The sequence below is a fragment of the Roseateles sp. GW821-FHT09G03 genome (genome assembly GCF_059416045.1).
Map to the genome: position 1 here is coordinate 288,449 of NZ_JBWKOK010000004.1, position 18,741 is coordinate 307,189.

Consider the following 18,741-nt stretch of genomic DNA (forward strand, 5'->3'; position numbering starts at 1 on the left):
CAGGTCCCCTTGATCGTCAGCGCGAGGCGCCCGCCAGCGGATCCGGCCGGCACGGTTGCATCAGCAGCGTGCCGCAGGCCGGACGTTCCGCGGGACCCTGCGCGCCCTCGAGCACGCCCAGCCGCAGCACCGAGTCGTAGCGCGCGTTGTGCAGCACGTGGATGCGCTGGCGCAGCGAGAACGGATCGAAGACCATGCCGCCGGACTGCGCCGGCGTGTCGATCCACAGCCGCAGGCGCGAGCCCTTGCGGAAGTAGTGGCCCATCTTCTGCACCTCGATGCGCGCCAGCACCGGCCGGTTGGGCAGCAGCGGCGCGACGTCGTCGGGCCGCTCGCCGTGCCACGGCAGCAGCCGTGTCGATCGCGCCGGATCCAGCGTCCGGTTGGACAGCCGCAGCCACCCGCGCTGCACATAGGTCTCCTGGCCGTCGGGCCGCAGTTCGGTGACGGTGACCTGCAGGTCCGCGTCGCCGCCGGTGGCCGCGACCCAGAGGTCCGCGCTGCCGGGGCCGTAGACCAGCAGGTCCTCGCCCAGCGGCGCGGAGGTGTAGGCCAGGCTGGTGGACGACCAGTCGGCCGGCAGCGGGCCCCAGAAGGCGTTGCCGCCGATGTCGTTCACCGCGACGCCGGTCCCCGGCGCGTCGAAGCCGTCGGCCGCGCCGCCGCCGGTCTTGTCCGCCAGCATGCCGCCCTCGGCGAGGTGGAAGTCGCGCACCCGCAGATCGGACTCGCGGATGGCATCGCGGTTGATCCGCCAGCCCGCCCGCGCCCACGCGCCGCTCTGCTGACCCTTGCCCTCGCCCCCGGTCGTCTCCATCCACAGGGACAGCCGCGGCGTCTCGCGCTCGAAGCCGTTGTCGACGCCCTTCACGAAGCGGTCGACGAAGCGCAGCGCCGTCGCCTGAAATGCCGGCGCATCGTAGAAATCATGCGCGCCGTTGGACTGCACATGCCACAGCAGTTTCGGGTCCAGCCGCGACTGGTAATGGCTGCCGCGCGGCGTGAGCGCCTGGTCCTGGAAGGCCTCCGTCGACAGCACTGGCACACGAATCCAGCCCATGCCGCGCGACAGGTCGAAGCCGTTCATGTATTCGTCGCGCAGCGGGTGCGCGGTGAAGAACTGCATGATCGAATGCGGCTCCTCGTTCTCGAGGTTGCGGGCCACCTGCCGGATGCAGGCGGCATCGCCCTCTTCCTGCGCGGTGCGCAGCACCACGGCCTGCCACCACGCGCGGAACACGACGCGGAAGCCGGTGATGAAGCCGGGCTGCGGCACGCCGCCGGGGTTGAGCGCCTCGCGGTAGTCGACCAGCGGCGCCCCGGGCACGATCGCGCGCAGGTGCGGCGGCTGGAACTGCGCAGCGGCCAGTTGGGAGGAGCCGCTGTACGAGAAGCCCATCATCCCCACGCGGCCGTTCGACCAGTCCTGCGCCGCCGCGAACTCGACCGCCTCCGCGCCGTGCCGGCCCAGTTGCGGACGGATGTATTCGAGCGTGCCGGTGGAGCAGCCGGTGCCGGCGGGATTCACGCCCATCACGGCGTAGCCGGCCTCGACCAGCTTGCGGTCCAGTGCCAGCCGCTGGGCCGTCTGGCCCTGCCGGTAGGTCAGGCCGCCAATAGAGCCGGCGTCGTAGCCGTTGATGAAGAGGATCACCGGCACGCGTTCGGAACTGGCGCGCCTGGGCAGCAGCACGCTGTAGCGCAGGCGCTCGCCGTCGACGGTGCTGAGGTAACCGGTGCGGCGCTCGGCCCAGAAGGGATCGACCGCGGGCGCGGGAGGGAACTCGAAGGCCGGCGCGGCGGGCAGGCCGGTGTCGGGATCGAGCGCCGGCGCAGATGCGGGTGCCTGTGCCCACAGCGCCGGTGCCGCGAGCAGTCCCGCTGCCATCACGACGGCGTTCGCCATCCTCGTCGTCAGGCGGGCCATCATGCAGCCCGTCGTGGGCTTCGTCGTGCAGTTCGTCATCAGGATCGTCCTCCCTCGGTTGATCGTCGTCATGGTGATGGGGGTGAATCGCAGGACGGGCCACGGCTTGCGGCGTCGAGCAGGTCTTGCGCCCGCGCGGCCTGGCCCTGCGACGCCCACAGCGCCGCGAGGCTCCCCGCCGCTCGGCGTTCCCATCCCCGCGTGCCCTGCTCCCGCGCCACGTCGACGGCGCGGCGGTAGTGGCGTTCGGCGTCCTCGAGCCGGCCTGCGCGCTCGTCGCGCCAGCCGGCGGCGCGCCAGATCTCCGGCGCGCACCACAGGCCCTCGCCGATGGCCAGCCGCTCGACCAGCGCATCGTCGAACCACTCCGCGCAGAAGGTCACCAGCATCTCGCGTCGCGGCGCGTCGTAACCCGGCAGCTCGGCGCGGACTGTTTCGATGTAGGCGGCGCGGTCCGGATCCTCGGCCAGCCGCAGGCCCTGGCAGAACCAGTCCGCGTAGCGCAGCCAGCCGGTGAGTCCGCGGCGGCGGGCCTCGTCGGTCATCAGGCGGATCCAGCGCGCGGCCAGCTCATGCTCGCCGGCCCACAGCGCGACCGCGCAGGCGCCGTAGAGCGCCGAGCAGATCGACACCGAATGCCCGATCGCCTGCGCCCGGTCAACCGCCTCGGTGGCCAGGGTCAGCGCGCCGGCGGTGTCGCCCTGGATCCAGGTGGTGCGGCAGAACAGCGCCTTGGTGGCGACGACCGAGTCCGGCCCGACGAGGTTGGCGCTGGTGCGTCGCGGCGTCGCCGCCGCCAGCGCGGCTTCGCTGTGGCGGCGCGACTCGCCGAAGCGGCCGCAGAAGTGATTGGCCATCGCGCAGACCCGGTGCGACAGGATCAGCGCTGCGGGGTCGGCCCAGGCCGTCGCCATCGAGGCCAGCGTCTTGGCATGACGCGAGGCCGCCGCGTACTCGCCGCGGAACATGTCGTGCGTGCAGCGTCCCCACCGCACCCGCAGTTCCAGCGCCGACGAGCCGATCGCCAGCGCGCCCGCGAGCGCGCGGTCGCAGGCGTCGTTCAATTCCTCGACGCTGCCGCCGGTGTGCAGCAGCGCGGTGATCAGCACCGTGTAGAGCGAGGTCGCCGTCTCGACGTCGGGTTCGGCCTGCTCGTCGACCAGCCGCAGCGCGGCCTGCACCCAGTGCTGGTACTCGGCCACCAGCGACAGGTGGAACCACAGCGGCGCGGACGCGATGACCAGCGCGTTGGCGGACTTCGCATCGGTCTCCTGCACCAGGCAATGCTCCAGCGCCGAGCGCACGTCGTTGAGCCGCCAGGCGTGGCGGTCGTCCCAGGCCTGCTCGCTGAGTGTCTGCAGGTCCGCGGTCGCCGTCTTCATGACTTCCACCATCACCGTCGCGTGGCGGTGCAGCAGCGCCGCCCGCTCGTCGCTCTGCGCCAGCAGCGCCGAGGCGTAGCTGCGCGTGGTGTCCAGCAGCCGGTACGGCGCGAAGGCATCCTGGCTGTCGAAGAACACCAGCGACTTGGCCGCCAGTGCGATCAGGGTCTCGAAGGCCTCTTCCGGATCGGCATCCAGCGCGACCCCCAGCGCCGAGTCGACATCGAAGCGGCCGCGGAACACCGACAGCCGCCGGAACATCGTCAGCTCGGGCTCGCTGAGCAGCGCGATGCTCCAGTCCAGCGCCGCCGCCAGCGTGCGATGGCGCGGCAGCGCGCTGCGGTTGCCGATGGAAAAGAGCCGGATGTGGTCGTCCAGCCGCAGCGCGAGCTCGCTCACCGACTGCACGGCCAGGCGCGCGGCCACGAGCTCGATCGCCAGCGGGATGCCGTCCAGCTGCCGCGCGACCCGCGCCAGCAGCGGACCTTGCGCGTCCTGGAACGGCCCCGCGCCGGCCGCGCGCGCCCGGCCCACCAGCAGCTGCACCGCGGGCGCCCGCAAGGCTTCGGCGAGCGACGGCGCGTCTTCCGCCGGCACCGCCAGCGGCGCCAGCCGCAGCACCAGTTCCCCGGACACGCGCAGCGCCTCGCGGCTGGTCGCGAGGATGCGCAAGCCGGGCAACGCGCCCAGCAGCCGCAGGACCGGCGCGGCCAGCGTCTCGATCACGTGCTCGCAGTTGTCGATGACCAGCAGCACGTCGCGGCCGGCGATGGTCTGCGTGATCGCCTGCAGGGTGTCGGGCATGTCCGGCGCCGCGCCCAGCGCCCGCGCCATCGTGCTGAGCACGTGGTCCTGCGAGATCAGCGGCGCCAGGTCGACGAAGGCCACCGGCGCGCCCTGGCGCTGCTGCAAGCATTCCGAGGCGCGGGTCGCGACGCTGGTCTTGCCGATGCCGCCGGCCCCGACCAGCGTCACGAGCCGGTGGCCGTCGAGCGAGCTCAGCACCAGGTCCACGTCGGCGTCGCGCCCGATCAGCTCGGTCAGCAGCGTCGGCGGCGCGGCGAAGGCGCGCGACGCGGCACGCAAGCGGACGGGGGTCGGGGCGGCATCAGCTTCGACCACCTCGCGCCGGACCCGCCCGTTGAAGCGGTAGCCGCGCTGCGGCACCGTGGAGATCCATTCATGGCAACCGTCGAGCTCGCCCGGCTCGCCCAGCGCCTTGCGCAGCATCGACATGTGCACGCGGACGCTGGCCTCCTCCACCACCACGCCGGACCAGACGGTGGCCAGCAGTTCCTCCTTGCCGATGTACTCGCCGGCGCGGCGCATCAGGTGCAGCAGCAGTTCGAAGGACCGGGGACCGATGCGCACGGCCTGTGCGCCATCCGCCCCGGCGCCCGCGGGGTCCGAGCGCTCGAGACGGCGTTGCATCTCCCACAGCACGAAGGCGCCGAAGAACCAGCGGTAGTCGGTGGCCGGCGCATCGATCGGCGCCGCGGGCGGTGCTTGCATGGCGGACGGGGCCTTGTTGTTGGGCGGCCGAGTATGTGCGGAACCGCGCACGCCGGTAAAGGCACCGGCCGGAATCCGGCGACAGCTTTAACGCGCTTTAACTCGCCCTCCCGCCCCCCTTCGACCAGAGTTCGTCCATGACTTCACCGGTCCCCGCCATGATCCCATCCGTCCACCCCGATCCCCTTGCGTCGAGCTTCGCCACGACCTACGCCGGCGTGATGGCATTCATCGCCGTCGTCGCCGAAGGCAGTTTCGCCCGGGCGGCGGAGCGGCTCGGCATCGGCCGCTCCGCGGTCAGCCGCAGCGTGCAGCGGCTGGAAGACCAGCTCGACGTCCGGCTGTTCACCCGCACCACGCGCAGCACCGCGCTGACGCGCGAGGGCGATCTCTTCTACGCCAACTGCCATGCCGGCGTGGACCGGATCATGCAGGCGGTCGAGGAGATGCGCGACCTGCGCGAAGGCCCCCCGCGCGGGCACCTGCGGATCGGCGCCTCGGTGGGCTTCGGCCGCCGTGTGGTGGCGCCGCTGCTGAACGCCTTCCAGGACACCTATCCGGACGTCGCCATCGAGCTACTGCTCAGCGAGCGGCCGACGGACTTCATCGCCGACGGCGTGGACGTGGCCTTCCGCCACGGCCGCATGGAAGACGCGCAGATCATCGCCAAGCAGATCGTCCCGATGCAGATGCTGGTGTGCGCGTCGCGCGCGTATGCCGACCTGCACGGCTTGCCGGCGACCGTCGACGAGCTGGACCGCCATCCCTGCATCAACGTGCGGGTGCCGTCAGGGCGCATCGTCGATTGGGAGTTCCAGGTGGACGGCCAGACCCGGCGCGTGTGCCCCAAGGCGCGGCTGACCTACAACGACGCGGACCTGGTCCGGCAAGCCGTGCTCGACGGCCAGGGCCTGGCGCAGATGCCGGACTTCATGGCCTGCGAGGCGCTGCGCGACGGCTCGCTGGTGGCCTGCCTGCCGCAGCATGCGCCGGCGGACCAGGGCCATTACATCTGCTTCCTGAGCCGGCAGCACCTGCCCTCCCGAATGCGCGCCTTCATCGACTTCATGACCGCCCGCATCCGCGAGCGGGACCTGCGCTGCCCGGACACGATCCTGGCCGTGCATTCGTGACGTCTGGACAACAAAGTGTTGACCGGATGTCGCCTAGCCGGGGAGGAGCGTGGCTTCTAGCATTCGCCCCCGTTCCCGGGTCGAGGGAGAGGACCGATCGATGATGCAGCTCTATTACCTGCCCGGCGCATGCTCGCTGGCAGATCACATCGTGCTCGAGTGGACGGAGGCGCCCTACGAGGCCGTGGCCATGACGCCGCAGACGCTGCGCACGCCGGAGTTCGTGGCGCTGAACCCGGGCGCCACCGTGCCGCTGCTGCGCGACGGCGACCTGCTGCTGACCGAGAACGTTGCGGTGTTGCACTACCTGGCCGAGTGTTTTCCCGAGGTCGGCCTGCTGGGCGCCACGCCCCGCGCGCGCGCGGAGACGATGCGCTGGCTGGCCTTCATGAACTCGGACGTCCACACGGCATTCAAGGCGGTGTTCGCGCTCAAGTCGGTCGACGACGGCGACCCGCACGGCGCGCTGCGCCTCAGCCCGGCACGGCGCCGGGTGCGCGGCTACCTGGAGCGGCTGGACCGGCAATTGGCCGGCCGCGACTGGCTGACCGGGATGCGCTCGATCGCCGACCCCTACCTGTTCGTGATGTTCCGCTGGGCGGTGGGGACCGACGTCGGCCTGGACGGCCTGCGCAACCTGACCGCCTTCGCCCGGCGCATGTACCTGGATCGCGGCGTGCGCGCCGCGCTGTTCACGGAGGAGGGCCTCGCCCTATGATTTTCCGGCCATGAGTTCGCCCAGCCTGCCTTACAACCCCGCGCTCGACGGTCTGCGGGCCCTGTCCATCCTCGTCGTCATCGCCTTCCACTGCCTGGTGCCGGGCTTCGGCGGCGGACACATCGGCGTCGACCTGTTCTTCGTCCTGTCGGGGTACCTGATCACCGCGCTGCTCGCGGCCGAGGTCCGCCACGGCGGCATCGCGGTCGGCCGCTTCTACGCGCGCCGGCTGATGCGCCTGTATCCGTCGCTGCTGGCGCTGGTGGCGGCCTACCTCGTGTTCGCGCCCCTGCTGTTCCCGAAGGAGCCGCGCTGGACGATGGCGATCCTGGCGCTGACCTACGTGATGGACTACGCCATCGCCTTCAACGTCCTGCCGCCGACGCTGGGCGTGACCTGGTCGCTGGGCATCGAGGAGAAGTTCTACCTGCTGTGGCCCCTGCTGCTGCCGATGCTGCTGCGCGCGCGGCGGCCGATGCACTGGCTGCTCGGCGCCTTCCTCGTGGTGACGGCGTGGCGCTTTGCGGTGGCGGTGCAATGGGGATGGGGACAGGCCTACTTCCGCTTCGACACGCGTGTCACGGGCATCGTGCTGGGCGCGATCGCCGCGCTGCGACCGACCACGATGCCGCGCTGGGCGGTCCTCGTGGCCTGGGCGGCGATGGTCGTCAACCTCGCGCTGCCCTCGCTGCCGTTCCAGTGGCTCACCGCCGGCGCGACGGTGCGCGTCACCGTGGCCGAGATCGCCGCCTTCGTGCTCGTCAGCCACGCTGCCACGCATCCGACCGCATCGTGGCTCGCACAGCCATGGCTGGCGTGGCTGGGTCGCCTGTCTTACGGCCTGTTCCTGTGGCACTTCGCGGCGATCAGCGCGTTCGGTCGCGGCCACGGGCCGTGGGTGCTGCTGGCCGTCACCCTGCCCTTCGCCCTGGTCATGGCGATCCTGGGCCACTACCTGATCGAGCGGCCGGTGGGTCGATGGACTCGCCGCCGTTTCCATCCGGGCAGCGCATCGACGGCAGCGACGGCGACGGCGACGGACATTCGTGTCCGTCATTCAACAGGCCGGTGATCGGGACGCGTCTACTGGGGCGCGTGCCGCGCGACTAGCATCCGAGGACACCCCCCAAGTCCTGGAGCTTTCATGCGAGTCCTTCTTCAAACCACGATCGCCGCGGATCCGGACGACTGGTCCATCGCGCGGTTCAGTCTGCTCAAGGAATTCCTGTCGTCGCGTCGTGATGACGATGGTCGCGCGCTGTTCGACGTCACCGCGCGGGACCGCGATCCTGGCCCCGAGCCCGACCCTGTGCTGCGCAGCCTGGACACCTCGTCCTTCGATCAGGTGTGGCTGTTCGCGGTGGACGTCGGCAACGGCCTCACGCCCGAGGACTGCGACGGCATCCGGCGCTTCCACGAACGCGGCGGCGGCCTGATGCTGACGCGCGACCACATGGACCTGGGCTCGTCGCTGTGCGGGCTCGAGGGCTGGCTGGGACGGGCTCACCACTTCCACTCGCGCAACGAGGAGCCGGACCAGGCGCGGCGCTGCATCGACGACACCTTCACGTCCTCGATCCTCTGGCCCAACTACCACTCCGGCGCCAATGGCGATTTCCAGGAAGTGCGGGTGGTCGAGCCCGCGCATCCGGTGCTGCGCGACCCGCAGTCCGAGACCGGGCTGCTGCGTTATCTGCCTGCACATCCGCACGAGGGGGCGGTGTGCGCCGGGGACGAACCGGGCACCCGGGCCATCCTGGAGGGAACCAGTCAGGTGTCCGGGAAGCGATTCAAGCTGGCGGTGGTGAGTGAACGCACGGCCACGGGCGGGCCGGTGCTGGCGCAATCGACCTTCCATCACTTCTGCGACTTCAACTGGGATGCGCGCAGTGGCTCGCCGTCATTCGTCAGCGAGCGACCGGGCGACGGGATGCAGCGCCATCCGGAGGCGCTGCGGTCGACGCAGCAGTATGTGCAGAACGTGGCGCGGTGGCTTGGGGGCAAGGACTGACCCTGGGAGCTGGACGCCCCGGGGCGCGTGGCGGAAACGCCAAGGTCCGGTGTCGAGGAGCCGGGTCGGTCTCTCAGCCGCCGAGGTGCAGCGAGCGGTCCTCCAGCTTGCGGTTGTCCGTCGACCACAGCTGCTCAGCCTGTTGTGCCATCGGGTCCGGGAAGATGTACGCCTGCCCGTCGGCAATGCCCTTCACGATGTTGGCTGCGGCATGTTCCGGTGTCGCCTTGTCCGGATACGGCACGACCTTTGCAAGCTCGGTGGCGACCGGACCCGGATAGATGCCGAGGACTGTGACCTGGTGTTTCTCCATGCTCCCGCGAAGCGATTGGGTGAGGGAGTGCAGCGCCGCCTTGGAGGCGGAGTAGCCCGCCATCAAAGGAATGGCAGACAGACCGACCACGCTGACCACGTTCGCGATCGTGCCGGATCGCCGGGCGATGAACTGCGGAGCGAATGCACGCAGCACGCGCAGCGTTCCGAAGTAATTGGTCTGCATGTCGTCGTCGAAGGTCGTCCAACCGCTCTCCAGCAGGTTCCCGAATGCCAGCGACCCTGCGTTGTTGACAAGCACATCCACGTCCGTCGCTGCCGTCGCCGCGGCGATCACGGAGGCGTCGCTGCGGATGTCGAGCTGCAAAGGAACCACTCGCCCGTCGGCGAACGACGGCAAGGTCTTGGGGTCACGCGCGGCGGCATAGATCTTCCTTGCACCCGACGTCAGCATCTCGCGCACGATGGCCGCACCGATGCCGCGGTTGGCGCCCGTCACCAGGACAACCTTGTTTGAGATAGTCATCAAATTCTCCAGAATAAGCAGATCGCGTCAGTGGCCGGCCAGGGAACGGCCGGGAGGCCATGGCCAGCGGCACATCGCCAAAGCGTAAACGAATTCGTTTACTGCCCATGAACAGTAAACGAACACGTTTACATCGTCAACCGGGCGGGGAGTGGCGGCTTGTAAACGGATACGTTTACTCTGTGAATGAAATCTGCTATAACGGATCGCATGAACCATCCAGAGATCGGTGCGGCGGCGGCGGACATCGAGGTCTCGGGCAAGAAGCTCGAGATCGTGAGATTTGCTTTCCAGCGCTTCTACGAAGACGGCTTCCATGCGACGAGCATGGAGGCGGCGCTGGCTGGGAGCGGAATCTCCAAGCGCACGCTCTACAAGTACTTTCCGTCCAAGGAAGTCCTGATCGAAGCCGTGCTTCACCTCTACAGTGAGTCCGTGATCCAGGAGCTTTTCGATCCTGTCGCCGGCATCAGCGATCCGCGCGAGCAGATCGTCGAATTCTTCGACGTGCGCAAGATCACGGGCCGGATGCTCACGCGCGGCTGCCTCGGGATGAAGGCGGCACAGGAATTTGCCGGCAAGCACGACGACATCGTGAAGCTGGGCGTACAAGCCAATTCGCTTGGCGAGACCCGCTTCCTGGAGCTCTGCAAGCGCGCGGGCTTCGCGAAGCCGCAGATCCTGGCGAAGCAGCTCAACCTGATACTCCAGGGTGCACTGGCGCTTTCACACGCCACGGGCAACCCCTCCCCTTTCATGCTGGCAAAAGACACCGCCGCCGCAGTGCTCAAGAATGCCGCGCTCGCACCGCGCACGGACAGCAAGGGCAAGCATTAGGACAGGCGATGGACTGCCCCCTTCCACCCTGGCAAGGAGGCAGCAGCAACCGCATCCGGCGTCAGAGCACGCGTGCCAGGAAGGTATGCACCTGGCGGGCGATCTCTTCCCCCTTGTCAGCCAACGCACAGTGGCCGCTGTCGAGCAGATGGAGTTCGGCCTTGGGCAGCACGCCGAGGTACTTCTGCTGGTTGTCGCCGTTGAACAGGATGTCGTTCTTCCCGGTCACGATGAGGGTCGGCGGCTGCTGGGCCTTCAGATAGCCTTGCGCATTCTGGAGGACGGGACCGTTCGTGCGGATGTCATAGAGCAGGTCGAGCGAGGCGTCGGCGGCGCCGGGGCGGAGCAGCATCGCGTATTCCGACTGGTACTGCTCGGGGTCGATCGCGGACGGATCGCTGACGCCGTCGACATAGAGCCCGCGGACCACGTCGAGGGTGTGATAGTGCGCGGCCGCCTTCTGGCGGCTGTCGGCCGAACCGGTCTGCCAGTACGGCACGATGGGTCCAAACCAGGGACTTTCGGCAAAGAACAGCGGATTGTTCTGGGCGATCAATGCCTTCATGCGGTTTGGCGACTTCATTGCCACGCGATAACCGACGAGCCCGCCGAAGTCGGTCGCGTAGAGGGCGTACGCCTTGATGCCGACCTTGTCGATGAACTTGCTGATCACATCGCCGAGGCTGTCGAACGTGTACTTGAAGCTCGATCGGTCGGGAATGGCGCTGTTGCCGAAACCGGGATAGTCAGGCGCGAAGACGTGATAGTCGGCGGAGAGCTCCTGGATGAGATCGCGGAACATGGCCGATGACGACGGCCAGCCGTGCAGCATGAGGACCACCGGGGCGCCCGGCCTGCCGGCTTCGCGATAGAAGACCGAGACGCCGTCGACATCCACCGTCCGATAGCGCGTCGGGAATGCCGTGGTCTTGTTCGCGGTGGCGGCCCCGGCCTTGGCCGACGTTGTGTTGGCGACGACCATGGCCGCGGAACCAGCGAGCAAGGTCGCTGTGAAGGAACGACGCGTTGGCATGAATGCTTTCCTTTGGGAGTTGAACGGGGATGGCACCGTAGACCTTCCGTCAAAGGCTGGCCGATGCAGTAAACGATTTCGTTTACTTCCTGCGTTGTAAACGATGACGTTTACCGTGTCAACGAGTGCGTGCGCATCCGCCAGCGCTGGCCCCTTCAACCGTCCACGATTGCCGTCACTCGAGGTGCCGCCTCAACCACTCCGGCAACGGCACCGACTTCTGGATGGTGGCGTCCTGCCACACGGTCGTCGCACCGCCCGAGGCGTAGATGACGCCAGGTTCGTCGAGCCGCTCCAGTGTGATCCACGTGTCGAAGCTCGAGCGGCCCGGATTGGAGACGTAGTGCTTCGCCAGGATCTCGCCTGGATACGCGAGCTGCCGGTGGAAGTTGCAGAACGCGTTGACGATCACCGGCCCCTGGCCATCGGGGCTCGGCGGATGACCGAGGCTGTCCAGCCACTCCACGCGCACGATCTCGAGGTAGCGGAAGTAGACCGTGTTGTTCACATGACCCATCGCGTCCATGTCGCCCCAGCGGATCTGGATGCGGGTTTCATGGACGAGCTTCTTGTCGTCGGGGAGTTCGAATCGCATGCGCCTGACCGGTTCAGAGGAAGGTGAGCTCGTCGCACGACGCCACCCGGCTGATGCGCGGGAAGATGTGCTGGAACGCGAAGTCGTTCATCGCGGTGGAAAACGCGGTGGTCGCGTCGGAGGCCACGACGACGTCGTAGCCGTGCTCGTGAGCACTCCGGACCGTCGACTCCACGCCCATGTTCGTGGCGATCCCGGCCACGACAACGGTCTTGATGCCGCGTCGCCGCAGTTCCAGATCGAGGGACGTGCCGTGGAAGCTCCCCCAATGGCGCTTGGTCACGACGACGTCTTCGGCGGGCAAGGGCTCGTCGGGGAACTGCGAGAAGTCGGCCGGCCGCACGGACGAAGACGGCTGGTCCACGAGTCCTGGCGGCGAGAGATGGCCCTTGTCGCCAAAGTCGACTTTCACGCGGACGACCTGGCCGCCGGCGGAGCGGAGTCGCGATGCCAACTGGAGGCCTCGATCAAACACCTGCTGCCCGGTCCATGGCGCCAACGACAGGCTCAGGATGCCTCGCTGAAGATCGACAAGGACCAACGCGGTGGTCTTGGCTGAGAGTTCAATCATCGGTTGTCTCCAGGAAGCTTCGTCAGCACGCCGTCCAGCACCATTGGAATCGCAGTCCGCGTCCCATGCCAGTCATCCTTGCTTCAGTCGCGCGCGCAGCGGACGGAAGAACGCGCGGATCTCGGCGGCCATCAGCTCGGGTTGCTCCAATGCCGCGAAGTGCCCGCCACGCGGCATCACTTCCCATCGCTTCACGTCATACGCGCGTTCCACCCACGAGCGCGGCGGCGTCGGCAGCTCCTTCGGGAACAGCGCCATGCCCATCGGCGGCATCACGCGCTCGCCGGGCTCGAAGACATGCGGTCGCGCGCGGTTCTCCTTGTAGAGCCGCAGCGACGCCGTGATGCTGTCGTTGAACCAGTACAGCGAGATGTCGGTGAGCAGCTCGTCCATGGTCACCACGCTCTCGAGGTCGCCGCCGCAATCGCTCCACGAGCGGAACTTCTCGGCGATCCACGCCGCCAGGCCCACGGGCGAGTCCGCCAGCGAATACGCCAGCGTCTGCGGCTTGGTGCCTTGCAATGCGGCGTATGCGCCCTCCTCCGCGTACCAGCCGGCTGCCATCGTCTGGAAGGCGCGTTCCTCGTCCGTGACGGGCGCAGTCTGCTCGTCGACATGCGGCCGGAAACCGCCTGGGATGTAGTTCAGATGGATGCCGACGACGTCCTCCGGGAAGCGTCGCGCGAGCCATGTCGACACACCCGCGCCGATGTCACCGCCCTGCGCGCCGAAGCGCTCGTATCCGAGGCCTTGCATCAGGCCGTGCCACAAACCCGCGATCTCGCGCGAGCCGACGCCGGCGGTCTTGGGCGCGGGAGAGAAGCCGTAGCCAGGCAGTGAAGGCACGACAACATGGAACGCATCGGTAGGATCGGCGCCGTGCGCGGCCGGGTCAGTGAGCAGGCCGACGATGTCCGTCATCTCCACGACGGAGCCAGGCCAGCCGTGCGTCAGCACCAGCGGGAATGCGTTCGCGGAGGCGCTCTTCTGATGGATGTAGTGCACGTCGGCGCCGTCGACTGTGGCCATGAAGTGGCTGAGCGTGTTCAGCCGCTCCTCTTGCTGGCGCCAGTTGAAGTGATCGCGCCAATGCGTCACGAGGCGCTGCATGAAAGCGAGCGACGTTCCGTCCGACCAGCCTGCCTCGTCCAGCGACGCGGGCCAGCGAACGCGAGACAGTCGCTCGCGCAGATCGGTCAGGCGGTCTTCGGGGACATGGATCTTGAACGGAACAACGTGCATGGGATCTCCGAGCCAGCACCACGAAGTGGCAAGCTGATTGTGATGCCGATGCCGCTGGCTTCGCCGAAGGGATTGGGATGCTCAAGCTGCAGTCGATACTGAGATCCGCGACTTCAAGGGTCAGCAACGACTCTCGTAGCAAGACCTGACGCCGCCCCCAAGCCCAAGCGCTCAGGGTGGAACGCCAGTAACGGTCGCTCCCAAGCAGGGCGCAGTCGCCCCCTCCGCAGAGGTGATTGCTTCAAGCGCAAGCCGCCACTCTGGCGTCTTGACGAGTGCCGCGGCGTCATCGCTGGAGATGGACGTATGCGCCGTCACCGCCACGAACGCCGACTGCTTGGCCGCGACCTCCAGAAACGGCGCCGGGTGCCCTTGCCCATCTCTAACCGCGTCGATAGTCAGGGTCACCCAACCCTTCTCGCATTTCGGGTCATCCGACGCAGCCGGACCTGCCGCTGCGCGGAACGTCAGCCGCCTGGTAAGCCAAGACAACGCCTGGTCCGAGCGATTGGTGAACAGGATATCGGCGTGTATCGCGAGCACGCTTTCCTGCTTTTCGGCCTTTACCGATTCAACGCTCAGAGTCGGCGCCGTTGAACCTTTTGCAAGGCTGATGAGTCTTGTGGGAGCTCTGGCGCCGTGGAGAACAAGAACAAATCCCACCAGCGCGCACAAGATCAGCCAGGACCTGAAAGCAATCTTGCGTACCCGAGTCAGTCCCGACGTAGGCCCTCGAATGCGGAGGCTACGCAGGACAAAAAGGAGTGGACAAATGAAGGCTCCCGCGAGCAGTCCGATCGCGAGGCCGGCAGCGGTCACGATGACGACTGGAGCCGCGACCTGCGCTGGAATTCCAGTGGGATTCCACCACTCCAGCCAGTAGCTCAGCGCGACCAGGCTGAAGACCAAGACGAACAGGATGATGAACTGGGTTCCAAGCGCATAGGCGAGGCTTGGCATCACCAGGCGCGCCGATATCGTCCACGGTCGGGCCAGCAGGTGAGCGACGCCCGCCAACAAGAGTACGACGACCATCCCCGGAACCGCTTGGGCGACAACTGAAGCGAGCGAGAACTCTTTTCTAAGTGCATCAGTGACCTTGAGGCCAATTTCCTCGGCGAACCAGACCCAATCCAGTGGATTCGGTCCTGCGGTCTGCCCGAGCAGAGATAGAAGGAAGATGCCAACCGCCAAGTAGGTCAGTGGCAGCACGAACCTGGGTCGCTCGCGCCTGCGATCGGCGAGCAACTCGCGGATGCCTCGGCGCGGCCGAGTTGCAACTCGGAGCGTGGTGCTGAAGAGCCGTTGGAGGAATGTCAGAAGGCCTTCTACTCCTGTCTCGACGGCCTCGGCCACTCGAATCTTCTTCGCCTTCTTCGGCACCCGATATGAGGGCGCCCTCCTCAGACGAAGCGGCACCCGCAGGGCTGGATCAAGCTTGGAAGCCCCAGGAGACGGTCCAGTCTCAGCCGGGTCTGAGCTGCCTGCCGTCGTCGCTGGGGCCTCATCTGTTCTTGCGTCGGCGGCCTTTGGTTCGGCCATACGCTATGCATGCACCGGCGGCGGTGCGGGCGGCGTGATGTCGACGCCTATGCGCGGTTGTCCGCTCGCGTCCCAGGCGTGCATCACCGCGGTGACGAGCCAAGGAAGCCCGCCTTTCAGCACGAGGTACTCGCCGCGGCGGGGCAACTCGACAAAGGGCAAGTCGCCCAGGATCTGCCCCGTCGAGGCGTTGCGAATGGTGGCGGTGACCATTACCGCCCTACGGCTGACGCGGGTGAGGGCACGGTCACGAGTCGACCATAGCGGTCTACCAGAACGTCTGTGAGCATGCACACGCCAGGCTGGTCTTGCGACTTCTGACAGCCCTTCAGTTGAACGGCCTGGACATCCATCCGATTGCCGGCTGCATGCGCGGGTGCAATAGAAAAAGCGCCGTTGCCCTGTAGCAGAAGCAAGACGAGAAGCGTTGCGACGACGACAAGCAGCGCGTTCGTGAGACGCTGGGAATGCATGGCCTACTCCCTGGAGGCCCGATGCGCCTCCGTGTACGCCTTTTACTAGGTCGGGGCACAGCTCGCATCGTCAAGTTGGTGGACACGACGCGGATCGTCGCCATCGCGACCCGTGTCACGTCTCAACTTCACGGTCACTTCACCGCCAGCCTTCATGCTCCTCATCACCGCGCACGTGACCGTGCGTCCCGCACCGAGGAGCCGCCGATGAACCCTTCCACCCGCCGATCTCCGTCGTGGCGCCTTGCCCTCTGGGGCGGCGCGCTGCTCCTGCTCATGCTGCCCTGGGCGGCCATGCAGGTCACCGCCGAAGTCCGCTGGGACCTGGCCGACTTCCTCGTGTTCGGCGCCATGCTCGCCGCGGCTTGTGGCGCGTTCGAAGGGGCCGTGCGTCTCACCGCCGACCGGCGTCGCCGCGGGTGGGCCGGCGCCGCGATCCTGGTCGTCTTCCTGCTCGTGTGGGCGGAGCTGGCGGTCGGCATCTTCCACTGACAAGACCTGGCGTCTCCGGGTCGGGCGCGGGCGTATCCTTCGCGCGCCACCACCGAAGGGAGACGCTCATGACCCGTGCCTGGTCGACGCTCGCCGTCGCGCTCGCGATCCTGATTCCCCACGCCGCCGCGCTCGCCACGGACGCGACGCCGGCGCGCGAGCTGCGCCGCTTCCACGAGATCTTCAAGGAGCTCGTCGAGACCAACACGACGAACTCCTCGGGCAGTTGCACCGTCGCCGCGGAGGCGATGGCCCGGCGCCTCAAGCAGGCGGGCTACGCCGACGCCGACATGCAGGTCATCGTCCCGCCCGACGCGCCGACGAAGGGCAACCTCGTCGTGCGCCTGAAGGGCAGCGGCGAGAAGCGCCCGCTGCTGCTGGTCGCGCACCTCGACGTCGTCGAAGCGAAGCGCGAGGACTGGACGCGCGATCCCTTCAAGCTCATCGAGGAGAACGGCGTCTACTACGGCCGCGGCACCTCCGACGACAAGTCGCAGGTCGCCACGCATGTGAGCAACCTGATCCGCTACAAGGAAGAGAAGCTCGTCCCCAAGCGCGACATCATCATGGCGCTCACCTGCGACGAGGAGATCATCCCGTCGAAGTGGGACGGCCTGGACTACCTGCTCAAGCACCACCGCGCACTGATCGACGCCGAGCTCGCGCTCAACGAGGGCGGCGGCGGGACGCTCGACAAGGACGAGCGACCGGTCTCCTACAGCCTGCAGATCGGCGAGAAGGTCTTCGTCGGCTACGAGCTCGAAGTGACGCACCCCGGCGGACACAGCGCCGTCCCCGTGCGGGACAACGCCATCTACCGGCTCGCCGAAGGTCTGGCGCGGCTGTCGAAGTTCGACTTCCCCATCCAGTTCAACGACACGACCCGCGCCTACTTCGAACGCGTCGCCCAGCTCGACGGCAACAAGGACATCGCCACCGACCTGCGCGGCCTGCTCGCGAAGCCGACCGACACCGCGGCGCTGGAGCGGCTGTGGGCCAAGTCGCCGGTCTACAACTCGAGCGTGCGCACGACCTGCGTGGCGACGATGGTCGATGCCGGTCACGCGACGAATGCCCTGCCGCAGCGCGCCCGCGCCACGGTGAACTGCCGCATCCTGCCGGGCCAGCCGGCCGAGGAGGTGCGGCAGACGCTCGTGAAGGTGATGGCCGATGAGCGCATCACGGTGCGCGCCACCAACGAGGCGCTGGCCTCGCCGCAGCCGCCCATGTCGCCGCTCGTGATCCAAGCGGTCGAGAGTACCGCCGCGGAGTTCTGGCCCGGCGTGCCGGTGATCCCGACGATGCTGGTCGCGACGACCGACGGTCGCTTCCTCAACAACGCGGGCATCTGGACCTACGGCGTCGGCACCTTCTCCGGCGTGGAGCCCAGCGGCGTGCATGGGCTCAACGAGCACATCCGCGTGAAATCGCTGAACGACTTCCAGGAATTCATGTACCGGTTGGGGAAGAAACTCGCCTCATGACGCTGAAGCTCCCCGCACGCCCGCACTTCGACCTCACGACGGTGCACCTGTTCATCGCCACGGCCGAGCTCGGCAGTGTCACGCGCGCCGCGGAGCGCCTGCACATCGCTCCGGCCGCAGCGTCTCGGCGCATCGCCGAGCTCGAAGCGCAGTTCGGTCTGCCGCTGTTCCTGCGGCGCCCGCACGGCATGGCGCTGACCGACGCGGGCCGCGCGATGCTGGCCCACGCCCGCAACATCACCCACACCGTGCTGCGCATGCAGGACGACGCCGCGTCCTTCGTCGGCGGTGCGCAGGGCGTGGTCCGCCTCGCTGCGCCGAAGTCGGCCGTGCTGCAGTTCGTCCCCGCCGACATCGAGCGCTGCGCCGCCGCGTGCCCCGGCGTGAGCATCGACCTGCAGGAGATGAACAGCCTCAACGTCCAGCAGGCGCTCACGCGCGGCACCGCCGACATCGGCATCTTCGAAGCCTCGCTCGGAGCCGTCGACCTGCCGACGATGCCGTATCGCGGCGATGAACTCGTGCTGGTCGCACCGCGCGGTCATGCGCTGTTCTCGCACGCGCCCGCGACCTTGGACAACATCCTCTCCTGCGACGTCATCGGACTCGGTGAAGGCTCCGCCATCTCCGCGTTGCTCGAGAAACTCGCCAACGAGTCCGGACGCCTGCTGCGCATGCGCATGCGCGTCGGCGGCTTCGACAGCATCGCGGCGTTGATCGCACAGGGACTCGGCGTCGGCGTCATGCCCAAGGCCGTCGCGAAGACCGTCGCGGGCGACGCCCGCTTCCTGCGGGTGGAGATCCACGAGCCCTGGGCGCTGCGCCAGTTCGTGCTGTGCTGCCGCCCCGCCGCGAGCCTCTCGCCGGCGGCGGTGAGCGTCGCCGAAGTCTTCGCGCGTACGAATTTCACGAAACCTGCTCCGCCGAATTAGCGATGGCCGGCGGCCCCTCGTTGCTCAATAGTCGTCCCCACAGACCAACGACAACGAC

17 protein-coding genes are annotated in these 18,741 nt (G+C 67.8%); 8 read left to right on the top strand and 9 right to left on the bottom strand.

The features are described 5' to 3' along the window. Window positions 1-16: 16 nt before the first annotated feature. Both AC07OZ_RS16760 and AC07OZ_RS16765 read right to left on the bottom strand, forming a co-directional pair. Window positions 17-1,966, bottom strand: coding sequence for a CocE/NonD family hydrolase (locus tag AC07OZ_RS16760; protein ID WP_495468227.1), 1,950 nt, complete (start codon window positions 1,964-1,966; stop codon window positions 17-19). A 29-nt stretch (window positions 1,967-1,995) separates the two neighbouring features. Then, window positions 1,996-4,821 (bottom strand): ATP-binding protein, encoded by a 2,826-nt coding sequence (locus AC07OZ_RS16765; protein WP_495468228.1) that lies wholly within the window; start codon window positions 4,819-4,821, stop codon window positions 1,996-1,998. 137 nt (window positions 4,822-4,958) lie between these two features. Here AC07OZ_RS16765 and AC07OZ_RS16770 point away from each other — a divergent pair, with 137 nt between their 5' ends. The 4 genes from AC07OZ_RS16770 to AC07OZ_RS16785 all read left to right on the top strand — a co-directional run bounded on the left by AC07OZ_RS16770 (window position 4,959) and on the right by AC07OZ_RS16785 (window position 8,683). Continuing rightward, window positions 4,959-5,954 (top strand): LysR family transcriptional regulator, encoded by a 996-nt coding sequence (locus AC07OZ_RS16770; RefSeq protein ID WP_495468229.1) that lies wholly within the window; start codon window positions 4,959-4,961, stop codon window positions 5,952-5,954. Window positions 5,955-6,054: 100 nt separating this feature from the next. After that, on the top strand, window positions 6,055-6,672 hold the full coding sequence (locus AC07OZ_RS16775) for a glutathione S-transferase family protein (RefSeq protein ID WP_495468230.1): 618 nt from the start codon (window positions 6,055-6,057) through the stop codon (window positions 6,670-6,672). A 10-nt stretch (window positions 6,673-6,682) separates the two neighbouring features. Beyond that, complete coding sequence (locus tag AC07OZ_RS16780; RefSeq protein ID WP_495468231.1) at window positions 6,683-7,744, top strand: acyltransferase family protein; 1,062 nt, start codon at window positions 6,683-6,685, stop codon at window positions 7,742-7,744. A 72-nt stretch (window positions 7,745-7,816) separates the two neighbouring features. After that, window positions 7,817-8,683 carry a hypothetical protein gene (locus AC07OZ_RS16785; protein ID WP_495468232.1) on the top strand — a complete coding sequence of 289 codons (867 nt, stop codon included), beginning with the start codon at window positions 7,817-7,819 and terminating at the stop codon, window positions 8,681-8,683. Between the two features lie 73 nt (window positions 8,684-8,756). Here the strand turns inward: AC07OZ_RS16785 and AC07OZ_RS16790 are convergent, their stop codons facing one another. Then, window positions 8,757-9,482 carry an SDR family oxidoreductase gene (locus tag AC07OZ_RS16790; RefSeq protein WP_495468233.1) on the bottom strand — a complete coding sequence of 242 codons (726 nt, stop codon included), beginning with the start codon at window positions 9,480-9,482 and terminating at the stop codon, window positions 8,757-8,759. Window positions 9,483-9,692: 210 nt separating this feature from the next. Here AC07OZ_RS16790 and AC07OZ_RS16795 point away from each other — a divergent pair, with 210 nt between their 5' ends. Then, window positions 9,693-10,319, top strand: coding sequence for a TetR/AcrR family transcriptional regulator (locus AC07OZ_RS16795; protein WP_495468234.1), 627 nt, complete (start codon window positions 9,693-9,695; stop codon window positions 10,317-10,319). Between the two features lie 61 nt (window positions 10,320-10,380). On the opposite strand, the gene AC07OZ_RS16800 is transcribed toward AC07OZ_RS16795, so the two are convergent. From AC07OZ_RS16800 to AC07OZ_RS16825, 6 genes are all read right to left on the bottom strand, one after another. Beyond that, window positions 10,381-11,301, bottom strand: a complete 921-nt coding sequence (locus tag AC07OZ_RS16800) for an alpha/beta fold hydrolase (RefSeq protein WP_495468235.1) — start codon at window positions 11,299-11,301, stop codon at window positions 10,381-10,383. A gap of 226 nt (window positions 11,302-11,527) precedes the next feature. Next, window positions 11,528-11,947, bottom strand: a complete 420-nt coding sequence (locus AC07OZ_RS16805; RefSeq protein WP_495468236.1) for an acyl-CoA thioesterase — start codon at window positions 11,945-11,947, stop codon at window positions 11,528-11,530. 13 nt (window positions 11,948-11,960) lie between these two features. Beyond that, window positions 11,961-12,518, bottom strand: a complete 558-nt coding sequence (locus AC07OZ_RS16810) for an isochorismatase family protein (protein WP_495468237.1) — start codon at window positions 12,516-12,518, stop codon at window positions 11,961-11,963. 72 nt (window positions 12,519-12,590) lie between these two features. Next, on the bottom strand, window positions 12,591-13,760 hold the full coding sequence (locus AC07OZ_RS16815) for an epoxide hydrolase family protein (protein WP_495468238.1): 1,170 nt from the start codon (window positions 13,758-13,760) through the stop codon (window positions 12,591-12,593). 171 nt (window positions 13,761-13,931) lie between these two features. Further along, the gene (locus tag AC07OZ_RS16820) at window positions 13,932-15,143 is read right to left on the bottom strand and encodes a hypothetical protein (RefSeq protein ID WP_495468239.1); all 1,212 of its coding nucleotides are present in this window, start codon (window positions 15,141-15,143) and stop codon (window positions 13,932-13,934) included. A gap of 162 nt (window positions 15,144-15,305) precedes the next feature. Beyond that, window positions 15,306-15,515, bottom strand: a complete 210-nt coding sequence (locus AC07OZ_RS16825; RefSeq protein ID WP_495468240.1) for a hypothetical protein — start codon at window positions 15,513-15,515, stop codon at window positions 15,306-15,308. A gap of 467 nt (window positions 15,516-15,982) precedes the next feature. Between AC07OZ_RS16825 and AC07OZ_RS16830 the strand changes: the two genes are divergently transcribed. The 3 genes from AC07OZ_RS16830 to AC07OZ_RS16840 all read left to right on the top strand — a co-directional run bounded on the left by AC07OZ_RS16830 (window position 15,983) and on the right by AC07OZ_RS16840 (window position 18,683). After that, the gene (locus AC07OZ_RS16830; protein WP_495468241.1) at window positions 15,983-16,267 is read left to right on the top strand and encodes a hypothetical protein; all 285 of its coding nucleotides are present in this window, start codon (window positions 15,983-15,985) and stop codon (window positions 16,265-16,267) included. 68 nt (window positions 16,268-16,335) lie between these two features. Next, on the top strand, window positions 16,336-17,751 hold the full coding sequence (locus tag AC07OZ_RS16835) for a M20/M25/M40 family metallo-hydrolase (RefSeq protein ID WP_495468242.1): 1,416 nt from the start codon (window positions 16,336-16,338) through the stop codon (window positions 17,749-17,751). Next, entirely contained in the window at window positions 17,748-18,683 is a 936-nt protein-coding gene (locus AC07OZ_RS16840; RefSeq protein WP_495468243.1) for a LysR family transcriptional regulator, read from the top strand. Before AC07OZ_RS16835 ends, AC07OZ_RS16840 begins: the two co-directional genes overlap by 4 nt. The last annotated feature ends 58 nt before the right edge of the window (window positions 18,684-18,741 follow it).

Bases quoted from the DNA above. Each gene is read 5' to 3' on its own strand.
- AC07OZ_RS16760 (WP_495468227.1), bottom strand. From the start codon at position 1,966: ATGACGAACTGCACGACGAAGCCCACGACGGGCTGCATGATGGCCCGC.
- AC07OZ_RS16765 (WP_495468228.1), bottom strand. From the start codon at position 4,821: ATGCAAGCACCGCCCGCGGCGCCGATCGATGCGCCGGCCACCGACTAC.
- AC07OZ_RS16770 (WP_495468229.1), top strand. From the start codon at position 4,959: ATGACTTCACCGGTCCCCGCCATGATCCCATCCGTCCACCCCGATCCC.
- AC07OZ_RS16775 (WP_495468230.1), top strand. From the start codon at position 6,055: ATGATGCAGCTCTATTACCTGCCCGGCGCATGCTCGCTGGCAGATCAC.
- AC07OZ_RS16780 (WP_495468231.1), top strand. From the start codon at position 6,683: ATGAGTTCGCCCAGCCTGCCTTACAACCCCGCGCTCGACGGTCTGCGG.
- AC07OZ_RS16785 (WP_495468232.1), top strand. From the start codon at position 7,817: ATGCGAGTCCTTCTTCAAACCACGATCGCCGCGGATCCGGACGACTGG.
- AC07OZ_RS16790 (WP_495468233.1), bottom strand. From the start codon at position 9,482: ATGACTATCTCAAACAAGGTTGTCCTGGTGACGGGCGCCAACCGCGGC.
- AC07OZ_RS16795 (WP_495468234.1), top strand. From the start codon at position 9,693: ATGAACCATCCAGAGATCGGTGCGGCGGCGGCGGACATCGAGGTCTCG.
- AC07OZ_RS16800 (WP_495468235.1), bottom strand. From the start codon at position 11,301: ATGGTCGTCGCCAACACAACGTCGGCCAAGGCCGGGGCCGCCACCGCG.
- AC07OZ_RS16805 (WP_495468236.1), bottom strand. From the start codon at position 11,947: ATGCGATTCGAACTCCCCGACGACAAGAAGCTCGTCCATGAAACCCGC.
- AC07OZ_RS16810 (WP_495468237.1), bottom strand. From the start codon at position 12,518: ATGATTGAACTCTCAGCCAAGACCACCGCGTTGGTCCTTGTCGATCTT.
- AC07OZ_RS16815 (WP_495468238.1), bottom strand. From the start codon at position 13,760: ATGCACGTTGTTCCGTTCAAGATCCATGTCCCCGAAGACCGCCTGACC.
- AC07OZ_RS16825 (WP_495468240.1), bottom strand. From the start codon at position 15,515: ATGGTCACCGCCACCATTCGCAACGCCTCGACGGGGCAGATCCTGGGC.
- AC07OZ_RS16830 (WP_495468241.1), top strand. From the start codon at position 15,983: ATGAACCCTTCCACCCGCCGATCTCCGTCGTGGCGCCTTGCCCTCTGG.
- AC07OZ_RS16835 (WP_495468242.1), top strand. From the start codon at position 16,336: ATGACCCGTGCCTGGTCGACGCTCGCCGTCGCGCTCGCGATCCTGATT.
- AC07OZ_RS16840 (WP_495468243.1), top strand. From the start codon at position 17,748: ATGACGCTGAAGCTCCCCGCACGCCCGCACTTCGACCTCACGACGGTG.